Origin of the sequence: Salinimonas marina, assembly GCF_015644725.1 — a bacterium.
In the GTDB taxonomy this organism is placed as follows: domain Bacteria; phylum Pseudomonadota; class Gammaproteobacteria; order Enterobacterales; family Alteromonadaceae; genus Alteromonas.
In genome coordinates, this window is record NZ_CP064795.1 from 3,618,874 (window position 1) to 3,637,245 (window position 18,372).

Consider the following 18,372-nt stretch of genomic DNA (forward strand, 5'->3'; position numbering starts at 1 on the left):
GCGGAGTGAACATGCAACAAGTCGCTATTGGTACTGCCTACGGCACGCAGAATCTGATAACCCAGGCGGTGGATATTCCCTCGCCGGGCCCCGGTCAGGTGCTGGTAAAAATGAAAGCCGCGGCGCTTAATTATCGTGACTGGGAAGTTGTGAATGGGCAGTACCACGAAGACTTTCCTGCCGGCCTGGTCCCTTTGTCAGATGGCGCCGGTGAAGTGGTTGAAGTGGGCCCCGGGGTAACCCGTGTCGGCAACGGCGACCAGATAGTCGGCAGCTTCTGGCAAGGCTGGCAAAGCGGCGAGCTGGCCGACTCACCGGGCGCGCAATCATTGGGCGGCCCGTTGCCAGGGTGTTTAAGCGAATATCAGGTCATGCCGGCCAATGGGGTGGTCAGCATGCCGCAAGGTTTATCCTTTTCGCAGGCAGCGACGCTACCCTGTGCCGGCGTCACGGCATGGCAGGCGCTGGTTACCAAGGGCAATATTCAAAGCGGTGACTGGGTGCTGGTGCAGGGTACCGGCGGGGTTTCGATGTTTGCCCAGCAACTGGCGCTGATGCATGGTGCGCAGGTCATTACCTTGTCCTCCAGCGACGCCAAACTAAAGCTCGCTAAAGAGCAGGGCGCCCGGCACACGGTCAATTATCAAACCCATCCGCAATGGGCCGAACAGGTGATTGAGCTAACCGGGGGCCGTAAAGTCGACCATATTGTGGAGGTCGGTGGGCCCAATACCCTGAGCCAGTCTCTGGCCTGCATCGCGCCGGGCGGGCAAATCAATATTGTTGGCTACCTGGGCGGTAAAGACGGCAGCGTCAACCCGTTACAGATTTTACAGGCCCATGCCACCTTACGCGGCATTGCTGTTGGCCCGGTAAGCTCTTTGCAGGCATTGTGTAATGCCATTCACGCCAACCACCTGGCGCCGGTTATTGACCGTGAATTTCACTGGCAACAATACCAACAGGCGTTTGCGTATATGGCCGCCGGCAAACATGTGGGTAAAGTGGTGCTGACCTTTTAACCGGCTGCGCTTGGTGGCCTCTGTGCTCGTGGTAGCCTCGGCGACCACCGCTGACCTGAAAAGGCATGGCGGGGCCCTTTCAGGTGCTTCGCCAGGCTGACCACTTAACCGTTAAAAGCGCCAGACACCCAACAGCTGCACCGCACTTTCATCCTCGTGGGTGCCAAGCTTGTTGTTCCAGTACTGATATTCAATACCTACAAACAATTTGTCCTGAGTACCGGTTAACGCCTGACCTGCGTCCCAACGCACCTGAACCTGGGTCAGCAGCCAGTCTTTTACCTGCACGGTGGGCACCTCGGTGCCACGTGAGTCGATATACTCAGCATGCCCTTCTACAGAAAAATTCTGAGTGCCAATCGTCACAGGATAACGCCAGGCAATATCCACCATCATGCTGTCGTCTTCTTTAGGCGCGCCGCCTGCGTCGATGCCATTGCTGTCATCAATATAGGCGGTGATGAGGGTATTGAAAAAGCTGAAACCGGGAAGGTTCCAGTTGATCTGAATACCGGGCAGGTATTTAAGCACTTCAGCATCAGGTCCGGCATTAATGCCGGCCACCAGACCAATATCACTAATCAGGCCGGAATAAGACACATCCAGCAACTGCTGACTACTAAAAACCGGGTACCACTCGCCATACAGGGTATCGCCATTGTCGGTACGTGCGTAATCAAAGAAGAAAAAGTTGCTGCCATAGTCCCAGCCACTGGCATGCTGGAACGTCACCACGGTGGTATCGATATCGGTGCCTGGTTGCGAGGCGAAGGGCTGATTCAGCTGCCCCTGCTGCAGGTGCAATTCAGTTTCGCTCCAGTTGGCCGCCACCGCGCCGGCACTCAACCAATACCCTAATCCTACTCCTATCACTGTCAGTCTCATATGGCCTGTTACCCTATCTGCAAAAAATGGTGCGCATTATAGGCACTACGGCGGAGAATAACAGGCTTCGCATAAAAAACGATAACCGCCCGGTCAGCGCACCGCGGTGGTGAAACGACACGGTTCACTGGCTGCCCCATACCCTGTGCAGCCATAAAACTGACCATTGGGCCCTGAACGCAGCGCCAGTGGTCGCGCACAGTTCGGACACAATGGTTGGGTAAACTGACAATCGGATTTGACACATACCGACTGGGTCTTTTGAGCAATCGCAGGTGCCTGACACTCAGGACAAACCCGGATTTGCGCCGGGCAGGGTTCGCCGGTGGTGCATTGATAAACCAGCCCGTCATGACCCTGGACCGGGGTTAGCACTCCCTGCTCACACTCCGGGCAGGCGGTGGCTTGCGACCGGGCCTCGGGCAGACTCTGGCCAAACCGTTCACTTAAGGTTTTCACCTGATACTCAGGCTGGCGTAACTCTTGTGCAAAGGGTGATGGCTTACGGGGATCAGCAATAATATAACAACTATGACGAGCCCGGGTCAGCGCCACATAACACAGCCGGCGTTCTTCGCCATAAGGAAATGCATCGACGCTGGGCAGCAGCGCTTCTACCAATGCATCATCCTGACTGGCGCCGGGAAAGCCCCGGCTGCCCTGGTTAAACCCCAGTAAAATACAATGATCAGCCTCCAGGCCCTTGGCCCCATGAAAGGTCCAGTAGCAAAGATGCGTCTGCGATAGTGGCCGCAACGCCTCTTTGGCCTGGGACAACCAGAACTGATAACGCGCCATAATGGCGATTTTCGCCTCAGGATTTTGTTTACGCAGCGCCATGACCACCTGTTTGGCCCGCTGGGCCGGGTCTTGTTGGGAATAAATCTGATCATCGAGCAGAAACACCTGTGGGGTGTCGCTTTGATGGGCACTGACCACCTGCTTTCGATACTGCTCCGGATTTTGCATCACAAACAAGCCGGCGGTATGCGCAATGCTGCTGTTATAACGAAAGGTCTGTTGAAGCAGGGTCAGACAATGACTGCCAAAATACGCCTCAAAGCGTGTCGTCAACGCCAGCTGACTTCCTGAAAAACGATAGATGGACTGCCAGTCATCTCCCACGGCGGTCAGGGTAGGAGCGGGGCCCTTATCCAATAACTGTTGCAGCAGCTGCATGCGCGGCGCCGATATATCCTGAAATTCATCCACCAGAATGTGGCGGTATCCGGGTTGGTAATGCTGTGAGCCAATCAGGTTACCGGCCTGCACAATCATGGCGTCAAAATCGATACTGTCGGTGCTGTGCAGCTGTTGCTGATAAGCCTCATGCAAGCGCTGCAAGGCGCTGGCCCACACCCTTGCGCTGGCTGGAGGGTAGTGTTGTAAGCGCGCTGCAAGCGTCTGATCGTCAAGATTTTGCGCCCGGACGACCGTTAATGCCCGGGTTAACCGCCGCAACGCCTTAGCCAGCAGGCCCTGTTCATGGAACCGGGTGAAGATATCCCCAGCCGATAGCACTTGTTCTAACGGCCTTAGCGCCCCTATCTGGCGGCGGAGTACCTGTAAAAACGTGCCCTCCAGCCATTGCTGATCACTGACGTCCAGCGCCACAGTATGTTGCTGATCCATCTGTTGTTGCCAGTGGAGCGCCAGCTCAGGGGCATCCGGATCCACATAGAGCAAATAGACATTTTCATGAACCAGCAAAAAGGTCGGCCGATAACTCCCGGGGGCTTGTCGGTAGGCCAGGCTTGCGCATTACGGGGTTGGTATTGATACTCGATACCATGCATACCTAGCCAGTTGGCGATGAGCCAGTGCCGGTAGTGAGCAACTTTTTCCCCATTAAGGGTGACCCAGTCCGTCTTATACTGTTGCTCCTCAGGCTCAGGCGCGCACACCAGCGGTATCAGCTGGCTGGTCACACACTCACTGTGTTCAAACTGTTGTCTGAGCCAGTCGGCGACCCAGCGCTGCAGGGCTTCCTCGTCCTGGGACAATGGCGAAAGCTGCAGGCTGTGACCACTGTGCTTCAAAATCTGACGTCCCAGCGCATGAAAGGTCAGCACCGTCGGTAAGGTCCCGGCACCGCCTGAAGCAACGTCTGAGTGGTGGGCGTTTGCCGGTACCGGGGATAAACCAAGGCTGGCGGCGCGCGCCGCCAGGCGTTCGCGTAACTCAGTAGCCGCGGCACTGTTGTACGCCAGGATCAGAATTTCATCGGCGTTAGCCTGCTTGCTTTGCAGCAGATACAGCGCCTTGGCCACCATTACTGAGGTTTTACCGGTGCCGGCGGCGGCCAGCACCAGATTACGATCATTGTTTCGAATCACTGCCTGTTGTTGCTCGCGGTTTAGCGGATGCGCTTCAGCCTGGGCAAAGAAATCGGTGTATTGCTGTTTTTGCTGTTGCTCAAAACGCTGACGCAAGGTAGCGGTATAATCGCCTAGGGGATGTACCTGTTGTAGTTTATCTAAGGTGCGTTGGGTATGGTCAGGTAAGGTCTGCGATTCGGGCAGAGATTGCCGGTAAAGCGCAAGCATTACAGCGACTTCCCCGGCCAGGCCGGGCTGCTGGCTGTCACGCAGATACCGGTTGCCAGCCTGCAGCACAAACCGGCGGTGGACGGCCGCCACCCGCTCTTGCGCCTGATGGGTAAGCAGCCGGGTAACCTGCTGGTGAAGCCGGGTCAGTTGTTGTTTGGGCAGCCAGCGCAGCATGATGGTGCCGTCCCGGGTTTTCAGTTGCCAGCGGGCGCTGAAGACCCCTTCAAAATAGCGGGGGTAGGCGATAAGAGCGCTTAGGTCAATACATCGGGGGCCGGCCATGCTTTGTACCACAAGCTGGCGTTCATCCAGGCGTAAGCCGGGCATCCCAAACCAGCGACCCGCCAACACCGGCCGACACTCCAATTGTACAAACATAGGGGCTTTCCCTGGTAATATTACAATATGCCGGCGCCAGGCAGTCACTTCAATGCGGGCACACCGACAATCCAAAAAGAAGCGAATGTTAAGCTATTTTTGGGTTGGACGCATTGCCTTACCATACTTTTTGCCGGGTCTGCTTACACATAACCCGGCACCGCCGGTGCCCACCTTATGGGTTAACCGAAGCAGTGCCCCTTGGAATCAACGAGTTTCATTGCGAATTCTTTACCAGCATGATATGCATAGCCTCTTTGATGAATATCCCGTCATGAGTCCAGTAGTTTCTGCTATCATGACATTTTACAAGGGCAGGTAGTTTTTTGGGCATGGACACATCCATCGAACAGGATATTAAAGCTATACAGACACTTGAGTCGGTGCCGACCATCTTAAGTATGATTGCCGACACCACCGGCTTACGCTTTGTGTGTATCTCCCGGGTGACTCCTGAAAAGTGGACCGCCTGTGAAGTGCTTGACGATGTGAATTTTAACCTGCTGCCCGGCGATAATCTGGAAATTTGTGATACCTTTTGTGACGTAGTGAGAATTTCCAACCAGCCGATTATTATCGACAACGTGCAACAGGATGAACAATACCGCAATCATCCAATCCCGAAAAACTTTGGCTTTGAAAGCTATTTTTCCTGGCCTATTTATGATGCCCAGGGAAACTTTTTTGGTACGCTTTGTGGCCTTGACCCATTACCCGTCAGACTCAAAACTGAAAAAACCAAGAGTATGATTGAGTCGTTCGCACAGCTTATTTCCCGGCAGCTTACCACCGAATATCGCTTAAGTGCGGCCAATCAGGCACTGCAGGAAGAGCAGCAGATGGCGCATCTGCGCGAGCAATACATTGCGATTTTAGGGCATGATCTACGCACACCACTGTCGTCCATTATGATGGGCCTGGATGTATTAAAGCTGATGCCCATCGCCAAAGAAGCAGCCTCGGTGTTAAAGCGAATGGAGAACAGTTCCAAGCGTATTTCCCTGTTGACCGACAATATTATGGACTTTACTCACGGCCAAATGGGTAAGGGCATTCCAATTAAAAAAACCACCTGCACTAATTTAACCGAAGTGTTAAAGCATACAATTTCGGAACTGGAATCTCAGCACCCCAAACGTGAATTTACTGCCCATATCTCGTTACCAGAACCGGTAGTGTGCGATGCCGGGCGTCTTGCTCAGCTATTATCTAATTTACTGATTAATGCGGTCGTGCATGGCGATCCTAACCAGCCGGTGCAGGTAGAAGCGCTTCAGCAAAACGGACAGCTGATAATCCGGGTTGCCAATGGCGGCGAGCCCATCCCCGATGAGGTGCAGGCCCGCCTGTTTCAGCCATTCTGGCGTAGTCCCTCGCAAAGCAGTCATAAAGGGCTCGGGCTGGGGCTATTTATTGCTTCGCAGATTGCTATTGCCCATCAGGGCACCCTGGCGGTCAGCTCCGATGATGACCTGACCACCTTTACCCTGACGGCAGACCTGTAGCCGCGACAAATTTAGCGGTTACTTTTGAACCAAATAGTGCCGCGCTGCGTTAGCACCATCATGACCACAAAAACTTCGACTTTTGGCGCCACCTATCTAAGCGTATTGATTGCCTTTGGCATTCTTGACGGTTTGTGGCTGGGCGTGGTTGCTCGCCCCCGCTATATGGAAGCGTTTGCCGGGCTCTTACGCGACCCGTTTATTACCTGGCCGTGGCTCACCTTTTATCTATTGTATGGTCTGGCAGTCGTTATGCTGGCGGTGCGTCCGGCCCGGTATCGTCCGGTCGGGGCTGCTGCCGCCAATGGCTTTATTCTGGGTGCCACAGCTTACGGTACCTATAACCTGACGGCGTATTCGATTATTGCCGGCTGGCCGTTGGGTATGAGTATTGTGGACTGGGTCTGGGGAGCGTTTGTCACCACCATTCTGGCCGCGGTCGGTGCCTGGACGGCAAAGCGTAAGCAACCTCCAGCATAGGCACGTTCTGCCGCGCCCGCCCCGCTTTAAGTTTTAGCCACGAGTTGTGGTACACTGCGCCGGTTTTTATCACACAGGATTTTTTTACATGTCGTGGATGCGTCGAACACTTTTGTCAGTGTTTCATTACCCGGTTAAATGGCTGGTCAAGCCGCATACCATTCCTTCGAATGTAGAATCAGAGCTGGGCATCGATCGTCAAAAGCCCATTATTTATCTGCTTCCCAGTAACTCTGTGACCGACCAGCTGGCCCTTAAAATGGCCACCAAGCGCCTGGGGCTGCCTGATCCAACCGGCCATCTGGCCCTCAGTGACCATGAGTATCCCACCTGTTTGTTTTTACGCAAAACCCAGCGGGTGCTCGCCCGAGGCAAGGTAAAAACCGATATTGAGAAAGTCTTCACCGATTTGTTTCATATTCACCGCGAAAATCCGGAGCTTGATGTGCAGGTGGTACCGGTCTTTATTTCCTGGGGCAGGGCGCCTGGCAAAGGCACGCCGGATTTGAGTGACTTAATTGCCGATGTGGCTGCGCCCTCATGGCTACGAAAATTGTTTATTGTGTTGTTTCTGGGCCGGGACAACTTTGTCAGCTTTAGTAAATCGGTTTCTTCCAGGGCGATGGCCACACAGCATGGCTCAGACGAATCTATTGCTCACAAGCTGGTACGGGTCGCCAGCACGCATTTTCAGCGCAAGCGCCAGAGCCTGACCGGCCCCACGCTGCTGGAACGTCAGGAGCTGCACAATGCCGTACTGGGCTCCGCCGCCGTCAAGCGTGCTATTAATGAACAAAGCAAGCAAAAAAACAGCTCCAGCGACCAGGCCCGTCAGGATGCCCGTAAGTATATCAATGAAATTGCGGCCGATTACCGGGAAGGACTGGTGCGGTTTGGCGATCGGCTGCTCACCCGTATCTGGAACAAAATTTACAATGGTATTGGCGTGTCTCACAGCGACCGGGTACGGGAACTGGCCCGTAACGGCCATGAAATTATCTATGTGCCCTGCCACCGTAGCCACATGGATTACCTGCTTTTAACCTATGTTATTTATCATGAGGGGCTGGTCACACCGCATATTGCCGCGGGCATCAATCTGAATTTCTGGCCGGTGGGCAAGATTTTCAGAAGGGGCGGGGCCTTCTTCTTACGGCGCAGTTTCGCCGGTAATAAACTCTATACCGCGGTTTTTCGTGAATACCTGGAGCTGCTGTTTAACAAAGGGTATTCAGTCAAATATTACCCGGAAGGGGGGCGCAGCCGCACCGGGCGTCTCATCCCGCCTAAAACCGGGATGCTGGCCATGACCATGCAGGCGCTGGTAAAAGGCGTCAACCGGCCGGTGAGTATTGTGCCGGTGTACATTGGCTATGAAAATGTGATGGAAGTTAAAAGCTACCTGAACGAGTTAAAAGGCAGCTCCAAGAAAAAAGAATCAACCTGGCAGGTATTTTCGGCCATCCGCAAACTTAAAAACTATGGCTATGGCTATGTTAACTTTGGCGAGCCAATCCATCTGAACCAGTACCTGGAAAAGCAGATCCCGCACTGGCGGGAAACCTTACCGGCAGAGCCTGATAAAAAGCCAGCCTGGTTAACGCCGATGGTGAACGAACTGGCCAATGAAGTGATGCTGCGCATTAACCGTGCGGCGGCAATCAATGGCATGGCGTTATCCGCCTTGTGTTTGTTGTCTTCCAAAAACAAGACCATGAGCGAAAGCGAATTGTCCCATGCCCTGGATAACTATTTAACCTTACTGCGCCAGGCCCCGTTTTCCGAAGATGCCACGATACCGGATAATACCGCTGAGGAGATGCTCTCGCATGTCCTTAAACTCGAGCGTTTTTCGGTCACCAATGATGGCTATGGCAAGCTGATACAGCCACAAAAAGATGCCGCCGTCTTTTTAACGTATTATCGTAATAATATTTTGCATCTGTTTGCCTTGCCCGGCATCGCGATGGCGGCGGTGTTTGGTCATAAAGCCTGTCGGCGCGACTATGTGCTGCGGCTGGTGGCCGCATTGTACCCCTTGTTACAGCGTGAATTGTTTATCCATATGACCCAGGATGAAGCGCTGGCGTATACCGATAAGCTTATTTCTCAGATGATTGAGCAGGGTCTGTTGCGCGAGCAGGGCGACTGTTTATTACCGCCTGAAGCCAACAATAAAGCCTTTCACAGTGCCTGGCTTTTGAGCCGGTGTATGCAGGAAACCTTCCAGCGTTATGCCGTGGTATTAACCATCATTGAAAAAGAGCGGGTCGTCAGCCGCGGGCAACTGGAGCGTACCAGCCGCAAAGTTGCTGAACGGCTTTCCACCTTGTACGGGATGAGCTCGCCGGAGTTTTACGATAAAAATGTGTTATCCAGTTTTATCAATGCTTTGCGCGAAAATCACTGGCTGGACTCAGCCGCCGACGGTGCGCTGAAATACTGTGAAGAAAGCGCAGCGCTGCGGCAGGACATCATGGCGCTGGTTTGGCCAGAAATCGTACAGCACCTGGAAAATGTTGAGCTGCACTGATCTTATATCTTCGTTGTACGGCGCCGCCCGGGTGGCGGCGCCGGCATCCCGGTTCCAACACACCTCAACCCATTAAGGAAAATCATGTTGTATCGTAAGCTCACTCATGGGGCAGCCACAGCGTTATGTATGCTGCTGGTCACGGCCTGTTCGCGCACCACGCCAACAGAGTTTACAACGCAGTTACCGTTCAAACTGGAGACCGCTCGCTTTGGTGAAGCCGTGGCTAATGATGGCGACACCATCTATGTATTCGGGGGCTCGCATGGAGGTAAATGGCTTAATGATGTGGAGATTATTGACCCCGACACTCAAAATATTCAGGTGCTGCATGATCATATTATTCCTCGCCGGTATTTTTCGGCGGTCTACGATGGCGCGGGGAAAATTTATCTGATTGGGGGCATATCCCATCAAAATGACACCTACACCTATGAAAGTCGGGTCGAAGTGTTTGATACCCAAAGCCGCACCATCACCGAAGTTGCCCCACTGCCGTATCCGACCCGGATGAATGCCGCGGTGTATCTGAATGAGAAAATCTATGTGCTGGGTGGCGGGCATCGTGACTGGGAGACCGGCAATATGACCCAGTCATCCTTGGTGGCGGTGTACGACACCAATACCAATAGCTGGTCGCTGGCGCCGCCTATGCCCACTGCCCGGGAAACCACCGCAGTGACCTATCAGGGCCAGATCTATGCGGTGGGCGGCTACGATGGCAAGGGTGCCAGCACCGTGGTAGAACGGTTCGACCCTGCCGCCAATCAATGGGAGACCCTGACACCTTTACCCCGGCCATTAAGCGCCCATTCCACCACGGTTTGGCAGGACCAGCTCTTTACCTTTGGCCATTACACCGACCTGAGCGCCTCTTTTGTACTGGACTTCAACACCCAAAAATGGACGCCGGCCAGCTTACCGTTAAAAGAGGGGCGGCATCATCAGGCTACAACATTAGATGACAAAGTGTATGTTATTGGTGGCTCCACCCCGGATAATGCCGGACTGGATATGATTCAGGTGTTTGATGCCGCCACCCTGTCGCAGGCGGCGGAGTAGGGACGGTTATTCGCTGGCCAGAAAGAACTGGTATGCTGGGTCGCTGGTGACGTCGGTATAGGTATAATCCAACGCCGCCAGATGTTCATCAAACACCATTCTGCTGGCCGGCGGAATATCAAAGCCCGCCAGCACCAGCCCTTTGGCCGCGCCATGGTTGCGATAGTGGAACAGGGTGATATTCCAGCGCTCGCCAAGGGTGTTTAAAAAACGCAGCAGCGCGCCCGGGTATTCCGGAAACTCAAAGGCAAACAGGGTTTCATTTTGTACCTGGGCCGAGCGCCCACCCACCATATGCCTGACATGCAGCTTCGCCAGCTCGTTGTCTGACAAATCAAAGCAACCGAAGCCTTTACGGGTGAGGTGCTGTTGCAACTCACTGCATTCTGACTGCCCCCTTTTAGTTTAACCCCCACAAACACATGGGCCTCGGTGCGATTACCAAACCGATAATTAAACTCGGTGATATTTTTTCCACCCAGGGTTTCGCAAAATTGCTTAAAAGCGCCGGGCCGTTCCGGCAAGGTCGCCGCAAATACCGCTTCTTTTTGTTCTGCCAGCTCACACCGCTCAGAAACATAGCGCAGAGTATGAAAATTGGTATTGGCGCCACACAGAATGCCGCCCAGCTGCAGATTTTTTACCTTATGCTGCTTGATGTACTTTCGAATCGCCGCCACCGACAATGCACCGGCGGGCTCGGCAATGACCCGGGTGTCATCAAAGATGTCTTTAATGGCACCACAAATCTCATCATTTGAGACCGTCATGGTTTCATCAATAAGCCGCTGGCACAGCCGGAAGGTTTCCTGGCCCATGGTTTTCACCGCCACGCCATCAGCAAAAATCCCCACCGATGGCAGCGCCACAGGTTCGCCGGCTTTCAGGGCCGCGGCAAAACAGGCCGACTCCTCGGCCTCTACGGCAATGATTTTGATGGAGGGCTTCAATTGTTTCAGATACACCGCAATGCCGGCGGCTAACCCGCCACCGCCTACCGCCACAAACACCATGTCCAGCTGTGGATTTTGCTCCAGTAATTCTTTGGCCACCGTGCCCTGACCGGCAATCACATCGGCATCATCAAAGGGCGGAATAAATGTATACCCATGGGCCTGCGCCAACGCTTTTGCCTTGTTACTAGCTTCATCAAAGTTGGTACCAAACAGCACCACGTCGGTGCTCTGGCCACCAAACCGGCGAACCGCGTCCACCTTGATTTCAGGTGTCGTTTCAGGCATCACAATGGTGGCCTTGATGCCTTTTACATGAGCGCCATAGGCCAGGCCCTGGGCATGATTACCGGCCGAAGCAGCGATGACCCCCGCCTGTTGCTGCGCCTCACTCAAGGTGCACAGCCGGTTGTAGGCGCCGCGCAATTTAAAGGACTTAACCGGCTGCTGGTCTTCCCGCTTCAGAAAAACCGAGTTGCCCAGCTCTCCGGACAATCGAGACATTGGCACCAGTTCACTGGCCACGGCCACCTCGTAAACCGGGGCTAACAGGATTTTTTTCAGATAATCGTGGTCACTGATGCTCATACATCCTCCAGCTTGGCCCGATCCCGCACCGCGCCTTTGTCGGCGCTGGTGGCCAGTAGCGCAAAGTTTTTCAATGACAGGGAGACCTGACGCTCACGGGTGGCTGGCTTCCACGGGCGGGCGCTGGCCAGCATGGCATCACGTCGCTGCTGCATCTGCTCGTCACTCAGCGCCACATTGATCCCGCGATTGGGGATATCGATTTGGATGGTGTCGCCTTCTTCTACCAGCGCAATACCGCCACCGCTGGCGGCCTCCGGCGAACAATGCCCGATGGACAAGCCGCTGGTGCCACCAGAGAACCGGCCATCGGTGATCAGTGCACAGGCTTTACCCAGCCCTTTTGATTTAAGATAAGAGGTGGGGTACAGCATTTCCTGCATTCCCGGCCCGCCTTTTGGCCCTTCGTAGCGGATCACCAGTGCGTCCCCGGCGACGATTTGGTTGTCCAGAATCGCTGCTACCGCTTCATCCTGAGATTCAAAAATACGGGCGCGGCCGGTAAAGGTGTGAATCGACTCATCGACGCCGGCGGTTTTCACAATGCAGCCATCCGGGGCCAGATTTCCATACAATACCGCCAGCCCGCCTTCCTGACTAAAGGCATGTTCCCGAGCGCGGATACAACCATGTTCACGATCGGTATCGGCTTGTGGCCACCGACAACTCTGGCTAAATGCTTTGGTGGTCCGGATCCCGGCTGGTCCGGCGCGGTAAAACTCATCGGCTTGTTTATTTTCAGGATTGGTGATATCCCACGCGCTGATGACCTCACTTATCGTACCCCCCAGTACATGATGCGCATCTCCGTGCAACAGCCCGGCTCGGTTCAGCTCATTGAGGATGCCCAGCACCCCACCGGCACGGTGTACATCTTCCATGTGATATTGGGGGGTGGCCGGCGCCACTTTACACAAATGTGGCACGTGGCGGGACAGCCGATCAATATCGTCCATGCTAAAGGGCACCTCACCTTCCATCGCGGCGGCCAGCAGATGTAAAATGGTATTGGTGGAGCCGCCCATGGCAATATCCAGACTCATGGCATTTTCAAAGGCCTGGAAGTTGGCAATCGAGCGTGGCAGGGCACTGGCGTCGTCATCCCCATACCAGCGCTTGCACAACTGCACGGCGACTTCGCCGGCCCGAATAAACAGTGCCTCACGATCAGCATGGGTGGCCAGCATGGAGCCATTACCTGGCAGGGACAAGCCCAGGGCTTCCGTAAGACAGTTCATTGAATTGGCAGTAAACATGCCAGAGCAGGAGCCACACGTAGGGCAGGCCGAGCGCTCTATCTCGGTGGAATCCTGGTCACTGACCTTATCATCCGCCGCCGCCACCATGGCATCCACCAAATCCAGTTTAATAATCTGGTCAGATAAGGTGGTTTTGCCCGCCTCCATGGGGCCGCCCGAGACAAACACCACCGGGATATTCAGCCGCATGGCGGCCATTAACATGCCGGGGGTGATTTTGTCGCAATTAGAAATACACACCAACGCATCCGCGCAGTGGGCATTCGCCATATACTCTACCGAGTCGGCGATAATTTCTCTGGACGGCAGGCTGTAAAGCATGCCGCTATGACCCATCGCGATGCCATCGTCCACCGCAATGGTATTAAATTCTTTGGCCACACCGCCGGCTTGCTCAATACTGCGCGCCACCAGCTGACCCATATCTTTTAAATGTACATGCCCAGGCACAAACTGCGTAAACGAATTGGCCACTGCAATAATAGGCTTGCCAAAGTCGTTGTCTTTCATTCCTGTCGCCCGCCATAATGCGCGGGCTCCGGCCATATTTCTACCTTGAGTGGTAGTTGCTGATCGTAACTTGGGCATAATACATTCCAATTTTTAGGTTAGTCGTAGACTGGGGTTAACCAGTTCCATTTGTCTTCGGTGGTACCATTAAACAAGCCGAAGAACTTATCCTGTACTTTTTCAGTGATTGGGCCGCGGCCGCCGTGGCCCACCGCAATGCCGTCGACACTCCGTACCGGCGTGACTTCAGCAGCAGTGCCACACATAAAGACTTCGTCAGCCAGGTACATTGCTTCCCGGGCAATATTTTCTTCGCGGACTTCATAACCCATATCACGTAACAGGGTCATGACGGTGTCGCGGGTTATGCCAGGCAGAATGGCAGCGGTTTTAGGGGTAGTGGTCACCACGCCGTTACGGACAATGAAGATATTCTCGCCGGCACCTTCACTGATGTAGCCATTCACATCCAGTGCGATACCTTCGCCATAACCATGGCGTCTGGCTTCCATGGAAATCAGCTGCGAAGACAGATAATTACCGCCGGCTTTGGCACCGGTGGGCATGGTGTTGGCCGCCAGACGGTTCCATGACGAGATACCGGCGTCGACCCCATTTTTAATGGCTTCTTCACCCAGATAGGCACCCCATTCGAAAGCAGCAATGGTCACTTCGGCTTCCTGACCAAAAGGCACCTGCAAGCCCATACCAATGTCGCCATAAAACGCAATGGGACGGATATAAGCGCTTTGCAGCTTGTTTTTGCGGATGATCTCAAGCGTGGCGTTGTTAATCTCTTCGACACTAAAGGGGATCGTCATTCGATACACTTTGGCGGAATCGAACAAGCGCCGGGTATGTTCCTGTAAACGGAACACACAGGTCCCTTTATCTGGGGTCTTGTAAGCACGCACCCCTTCAAAAACCGACGACCCATAGTGAATTGCGTGCGACATTACGTGCACGGTGGCTTCTTGCCAGGGTTTAATTTCACCGTTAAACCAGATGTGTTCAGCAGGTTGCTTTGCCATGTTTATTCCTTATCAGTCGGGCTATAACGCCCATGACGCTGCCGGATGACAGCAAATGAGTTATCAGGCAAATCATACAGCAGGTCGTAAAAACGCCCAAACGGCGTGATCAAACAATTCACCAAATGGACAACAATTTTTACAATCGCTTAATTTAACAGCACATCAATGTACTGACTTGGTCACTCAGATAAGGCACAACGTGAGCGCTGTGCGGTAAACAGCACAGTACAGACGGACCTGATACCGTTTTGATCAGGACTACAGAGGATATTCGGATGGTTATCACGCCAACAATTTACTTGTTTTGGAAGAAATGGCTGATCCTCCCGGCGGCGCGAACCCAATAAATAGCATAAAACAAAGATCATGTTCAAGCCTTTTACCTGGGTGGGCGAGGCCTGAAAAATCCACTTCTCGGCTAAAAGGGGCGTCGCTGGTGTCTGACGACTGGTTTCATTTTTTAAACGTGATTGGCGTCGCATTTTTTGCGGTCTCCGGCACACTGATGGCATACAAAAAAGATGTAGATGGTTTCGGGGTGGTGGTGCTGGCCTCCATCACCGCCCTGGGTGGCGGTACCCTGAGGGATGTTTTGCTTGATGAGCCTATCTTTTGGGTCAAACAGGCAGATTATCTGTATTCCACCTATGGAGCGGCGTTCATCACCATTCTTTTGTTACGCCTGAAGTCCAACTTACATGGCAATTATCTGATGATCGTCGATGCCTTCGGGTTAGGGTTATTTAATATTATCGGCATAGAAAAAGCGCTTATCGGCGAGACCGGGATGGTCATCGCCATTACCATGGGGACCACCACCGGTATTTTTGGCGGCCTGATACGTGATGTGATTTGCCGGGAGATTCCAATGGTTATGCGCGGCCAGTTGTATGCTACCGCCTGTTTAACCGGGGGCTGGTGTATGCAGGTCTGTTTTATCTGGCGGTACCCTATTCGCTGTGTATTCTGGGATCGTTAATAACCACCGTGGCGTTGCGGATGAGCGCCTTGCACTGGAACTGGGAGTTTCCTATCTTCAGACGCCAGATCGGGGATATTGATAAAGACGAGGTATAACCCCTCTTAAGGCCAGTACCGCCCCGGCCAGAGGCGCGATACCCTTAGGTTTTTCTACGTGTTGGAACCACCTTATGGGCTACGCCGTCATTCATACCCGCGCCGGCGAAGGCGTTAATGCGCCCAAAGTGCAGGTAGAGGTACATCTGGCCAATGGCTTACCGGCTTTTCATTTAGTGGGGATGGCAGAGACCTGTGTAAAAGAAGCCCGGGACCGGGTTCGCAGTGCGCTGATTAACAGCGGTTTTGAATTCCCTGCCAAACGCATCACCGTGAATCTGGCGCCGGCCACCATTCCCAAACAGGGCGGTCGCTACGATCTGGCCATCGCTCTGGGCATTTTGGTGGCCTGCGAACTGTTGCCCGAAACCGCCCTGCAAGATACCGAATTTATTGGCGAGCTTGGCCTTAATGGCGCCTTAAAAGCCGTACAAGGGGTGGTTCCGGCCCTGCTAGGCGCTCGCCAGATTGAGGCTAAGGTAGTATTTCCTGAGGCGAATTTAAGTGAAGCCGAACTTATTGACGCCTTACAGGGCTACGCCGCCGCCGACTTACTGGCGGTGTATCATCACCTGGCCGGCACCGTGTTGCTTACCAAACTGGCTGCCGCCTGCCCGGCTACTCCCCGCGGCCCTCAAGCGCTCGCCCGCTGGGATGATATCATCGGCCAACACCAGGCCAAGCGTACCCTGCTGCTGGCCGCCGCTGCCGGGCACAACATTTTGTTTGTGGGACCGCCAGGTACCGGCAAGAGTTTGCTGGCCAGTCGTTTATTGAGCTTATTACCGCCGCTATCGGTGGCAGAAGCATTAGAGGTCGCGGCCATTCATTCGGTAAAAGGGCAGCCATTACATCGGAATACCTTGTTTGAACGTCCGTTTAGGGCCCCCATCATACCTGCTCGGCGGTAGCATTAACCGGCGGCGGCAGTCAGCCCTTGCCCGGCGAAATTTCCCTGGCGCATAATGGCGTATTGTTCTTAGACGAGTTTCCGGAGTTCGGACGCCGCTCACTGGATGTGTTGCGCGAACCACTGGAAACCGGCGATATCTGCATCAGCCGGGCCCATAGTCAGGCCACGTATCCAGCGCGTTTTCAGCTGATTGCCGCCATGAACCCCAGCCCTACCGGGGATATCCATGACAACCGAAGCTCAGTCGATGCCACCTTACGCTATATCAACCGGCTGTCAGGGCCGCTCTTGGATCGGATTGACTTACAGGTGGAGGTGCCGCGCCTGCCTGATTATATTTTGTCGCCGCCCCCCACCGGCAAGTCTGACAGCGCGCTGGAAGCCTGTAAACAGGTTGCTCAGGCCCGCCGGTTGCAACAACAGCGGCAGGGCAAGCTGAACAGTCAGTTACAGGCTGATGAACTGGCCCGGGTTTGCCAGTTGCATACTAATGATCTGGAATTTTTACAACAAGCCTGCACCAGTCTGAAGTTATCCATGCGGGTGTTTCATCGTATTTTGAAGGTCGCCCGGACCATTGCCGATATTGACAACTGCGCCGGGGTAGAGCGGTCGCACCTGGCAGAAGCGCTGGGCTACCGCGCGCTTGATCGCCTTATCACTCAGTTAAGCTCCAGCTGAAGCAGGGCGTTTATCAAAGGTTCGTGACGCCGGGAATGCAGGCAGCATAACCCCAGCGCGTAAGGCGCAATATCGGCCACATTAATCTGGCTCACCTGGCCGGCCATCGTGGAATGCTCCACCACCACTTTGGGCACAAACCCCACTCCACACCCGAATGCCACCATACTGACAATCGCTTCATTGCCGCCCACCGAGGCATATACATCAGGCCGGATGCCCTGTTCGGCAAACCAGTGATAGACACTGCGCCGGGTCGGTCCATGTTCGGGCATAATCAGCTGGTGACGCCGCCAGTCGATGTGTTCAAGCTGAGTTAGTCGCCAATCGCGGGGCGCAATCAGCACCAATGGCACATTATCCAGGGCGGTAAATGATAAATCAGGGGGGAAATCAGGGGTGTGAATCGCAATACTCACATCACACTGCTGTTGTTTGACCGAATCGATGGCCCGGGCGGGATCTCCCGTGAGCAGGCGGATATCCACTCCAGGATGTTGCAACCGGAAACGTTGCAGCAGACCAGGCAGATGACTCTGACTGGCGGTCACTGAGCAAAACAAACTCAACTCGCCCTGTAAGGTCACGCTGTCATGCTGCAATTCGCTTCTTAAGGACTGCCACTCTCCCAGTACCTGTTGGCTGAACGCCAGTAGTTTGTGTCCGGCATGGGTCAGTGCCACTTTACGATTATCACGGACAAACAGGGTGGTACCACACTCTTCTTCAAGCCGCTGTATCGAACGGCTCAGGGTCGACGCAGAGACGTACATTGCCTGCGCTGTGTGGCCAAAATGCAGACTGGAGGCCAGATGAGTAAATAGCTGTAAGCTTCTAAAATCCATAATATTGCAAATTGTGAAATACAGTTTTGCGAATATATCATTTTTCAAAACAAAAAAATTCACCTAGTCTCAGGTTCTAGCGTTACACACAGATTCAT

At 54.0% G+C, this 18,372-nt stretch carries 11 protein-coding genes and 3 pseudogenes; 7 read left to right on the forward strand and 7 right to left on the reverse strand.

Annotation, left to right across the window (positions count from 1 at the left end):
• The first annotated feature begins 11 nt into the window (after window positions 1-11).
• Window positions 12-1,022, forward strand: coding sequence for a zinc-dependent alcohol dehydrogenase family protein (locus IT774_RS16300; protein WP_195810704.1), 1,011 nt, complete (start codon window positions 12-14; stop codon window positions 1,020-1,022).
• Window positions 1,023-1,133: 111 nt separating this feature from the next.
• On the opposite strand, the gene IT774_RS16305 is transcribed toward IT774_RS16300, so the two are convergent.
• From IT774_RS16305 to IT774_RS17615, 3 genes are all read right to left on the reverse strand, one after another.
• Window positions 1,134-1,907: a hypothetical protein gene (locus IT774_RS16305; protein WP_195810705.1), complete on the reverse strand. Its 774-nt coding sequence runs from the start codon at window positions 1,905-1,907 to the stop codon at window positions 1,134-1,136.
• A gap of 93 nt (window positions 1,908-2,000) precedes the next feature.
• Window positions 2,001-3,539 (reverse strand): UvrD-helicase domain-containing protein, encoded by a 1,539-nt coding sequence (locus IT774_RS16310; protein WP_232365220.1) that lies wholly within the window; start codon window positions 3,537-3,539, stop codon window positions 2,001-2,003.
• A complete protein-coding gene (locus IT774_RS17615; protein ID WP_232365033.1) occupies window positions 3,452-4,834 on the reverse strand; it encodes a UvrD-helicase domain-containing protein in 1,383 nt (460 codons plus the stop codon). The genes IT774_RS16310 and IT774_RS17615 overlap by 88 nt, the downstream gene beginning before the upstream one ends.
• Before the next feature lie 332 nt (window positions 4,835-5,166).
• Between IT774_RS17615 and IT774_RS16315 the strand changes: the two genes are divergently transcribed.
• The 4 genes from IT774_RS16315 (at window position 5,167) to IT774_RS16330 (ending at window position 10,414) form a co-directional block, all read left to right on the forward strand.
• Window positions 5,167-6,339, forward strand: coding sequence for a GAF domain-containing sensor histidine kinase (locus tag IT774_RS16315; RefSeq protein ID WP_195810707.1), 1,173 nt, complete (start codon window positions 5,167-5,169; stop codon window positions 6,337-6,339).
• A 60-nt stretch (window positions 6,340-6,399) separates the two neighbouring features.
• Complete coding sequence (locus IT774_RS16320; protein ID WP_195810708.1) at window positions 6,400-6,819, forward strand: DUF2177 family protein; 420 nt, start codon at window positions 6,400-6,402, stop codon at window positions 6,817-6,819.
• An 88-nt stretch (window positions 6,820-6,907) separates the two neighbouring features.
• Window positions 6,908-9,352: a glycerol-3-phosphate 1-O-acyltransferase PlsB gene (gene plsB, locus IT774_RS16325; RefSeq protein WP_195810709.1), complete on the forward strand. Its 2,445-nt coding sequence runs from the start codon at window positions 6,908-6,910 to the stop codon at window positions 9,350-9,352.
• A gap of 84 nt (window positions 9,353-9,436) precedes the next feature.
• Entirely contained in the window at window positions 9,437-10,414 is a 978-nt protein-coding gene (locus IT774_RS16330; RefSeq protein ID WP_195810710.1) for a Kelch repeat-containing protein, read from the forward strand.
• Window positions 10,415-10,420: 6 nt separating this feature from the next.
• Here IT774_RS16330 and ilvA read toward each other — a convergent pair.
• From ilvA to IT774_RS16345, 3 genes and pseudogenes are all read right to left on the reverse strand, one after another.
• Window positions 10,421-11,955: pseudogene (gene ilvA / locus IT774_RS16335) on the reverse strand (threonine ammonia-lyase, biosynthetic).
• Entirely contained in the window at window positions 11,952-13,802 is a 1,851-nt protein-coding gene (ilvD, locus tag IT774_RS16340) for a dihydroxy-acid dehydratase (RefSeq protein WP_195810711.1), read from the reverse strand. Before ilvD ends, ilvA begins: the two are co-directional and overlap by 4 nt.
• Window positions 13,803-13,822: 20 nt before the next feature.
• Window positions 13,823-14,755, reverse strand: a complete 933-nt coding sequence (locus IT774_RS16345) for a branched-chain amino acid transaminase (protein WP_195810712.1) — start codon at window positions 14,753-14,755, stop codon at window positions 13,823-13,825.
• A gap of 439 nt (window positions 14,756-15,194) precedes the next feature.
• Here IT774_RS16345 and IT774_RS16350 point away from each other — a divergent pair.
• Together IT774_RS16350 and IT774_RS16355 are read left to right on the forward strand one after the other, a co-directional pair.
• Window positions 15,195-15,835: pseudogene (locus IT774_RS16350) on the forward strand (trimeric intracellular cation channel family protein).
• Between the two features lie 74 nt (window positions 15,836-15,909).
• A pseudogene (locus IT774_RS16355) lies at window positions 15,910-17,429 on the forward strand (YifB family Mg chelatase-like AAA ATPase).
• Here IT774_RS16355 and ilvY read toward each other — a convergent pair.
• Window positions 17,411-18,274, reverse strand: a complete 864-nt coding sequence (gene ilvY / locus IT774_RS16360) for an HTH-type transcriptional activator IlvY (protein WP_195810713.1) — start codon at window positions 18,272-18,274, stop codon at window positions 17,411-17,413. The pseudogene IT774_RS16355 and the gene ilvY sit on opposite strands and share 19 nt — an antisense overlap.
• Window positions 18,275-18,372: the final 98 nt, after the last annotated feature.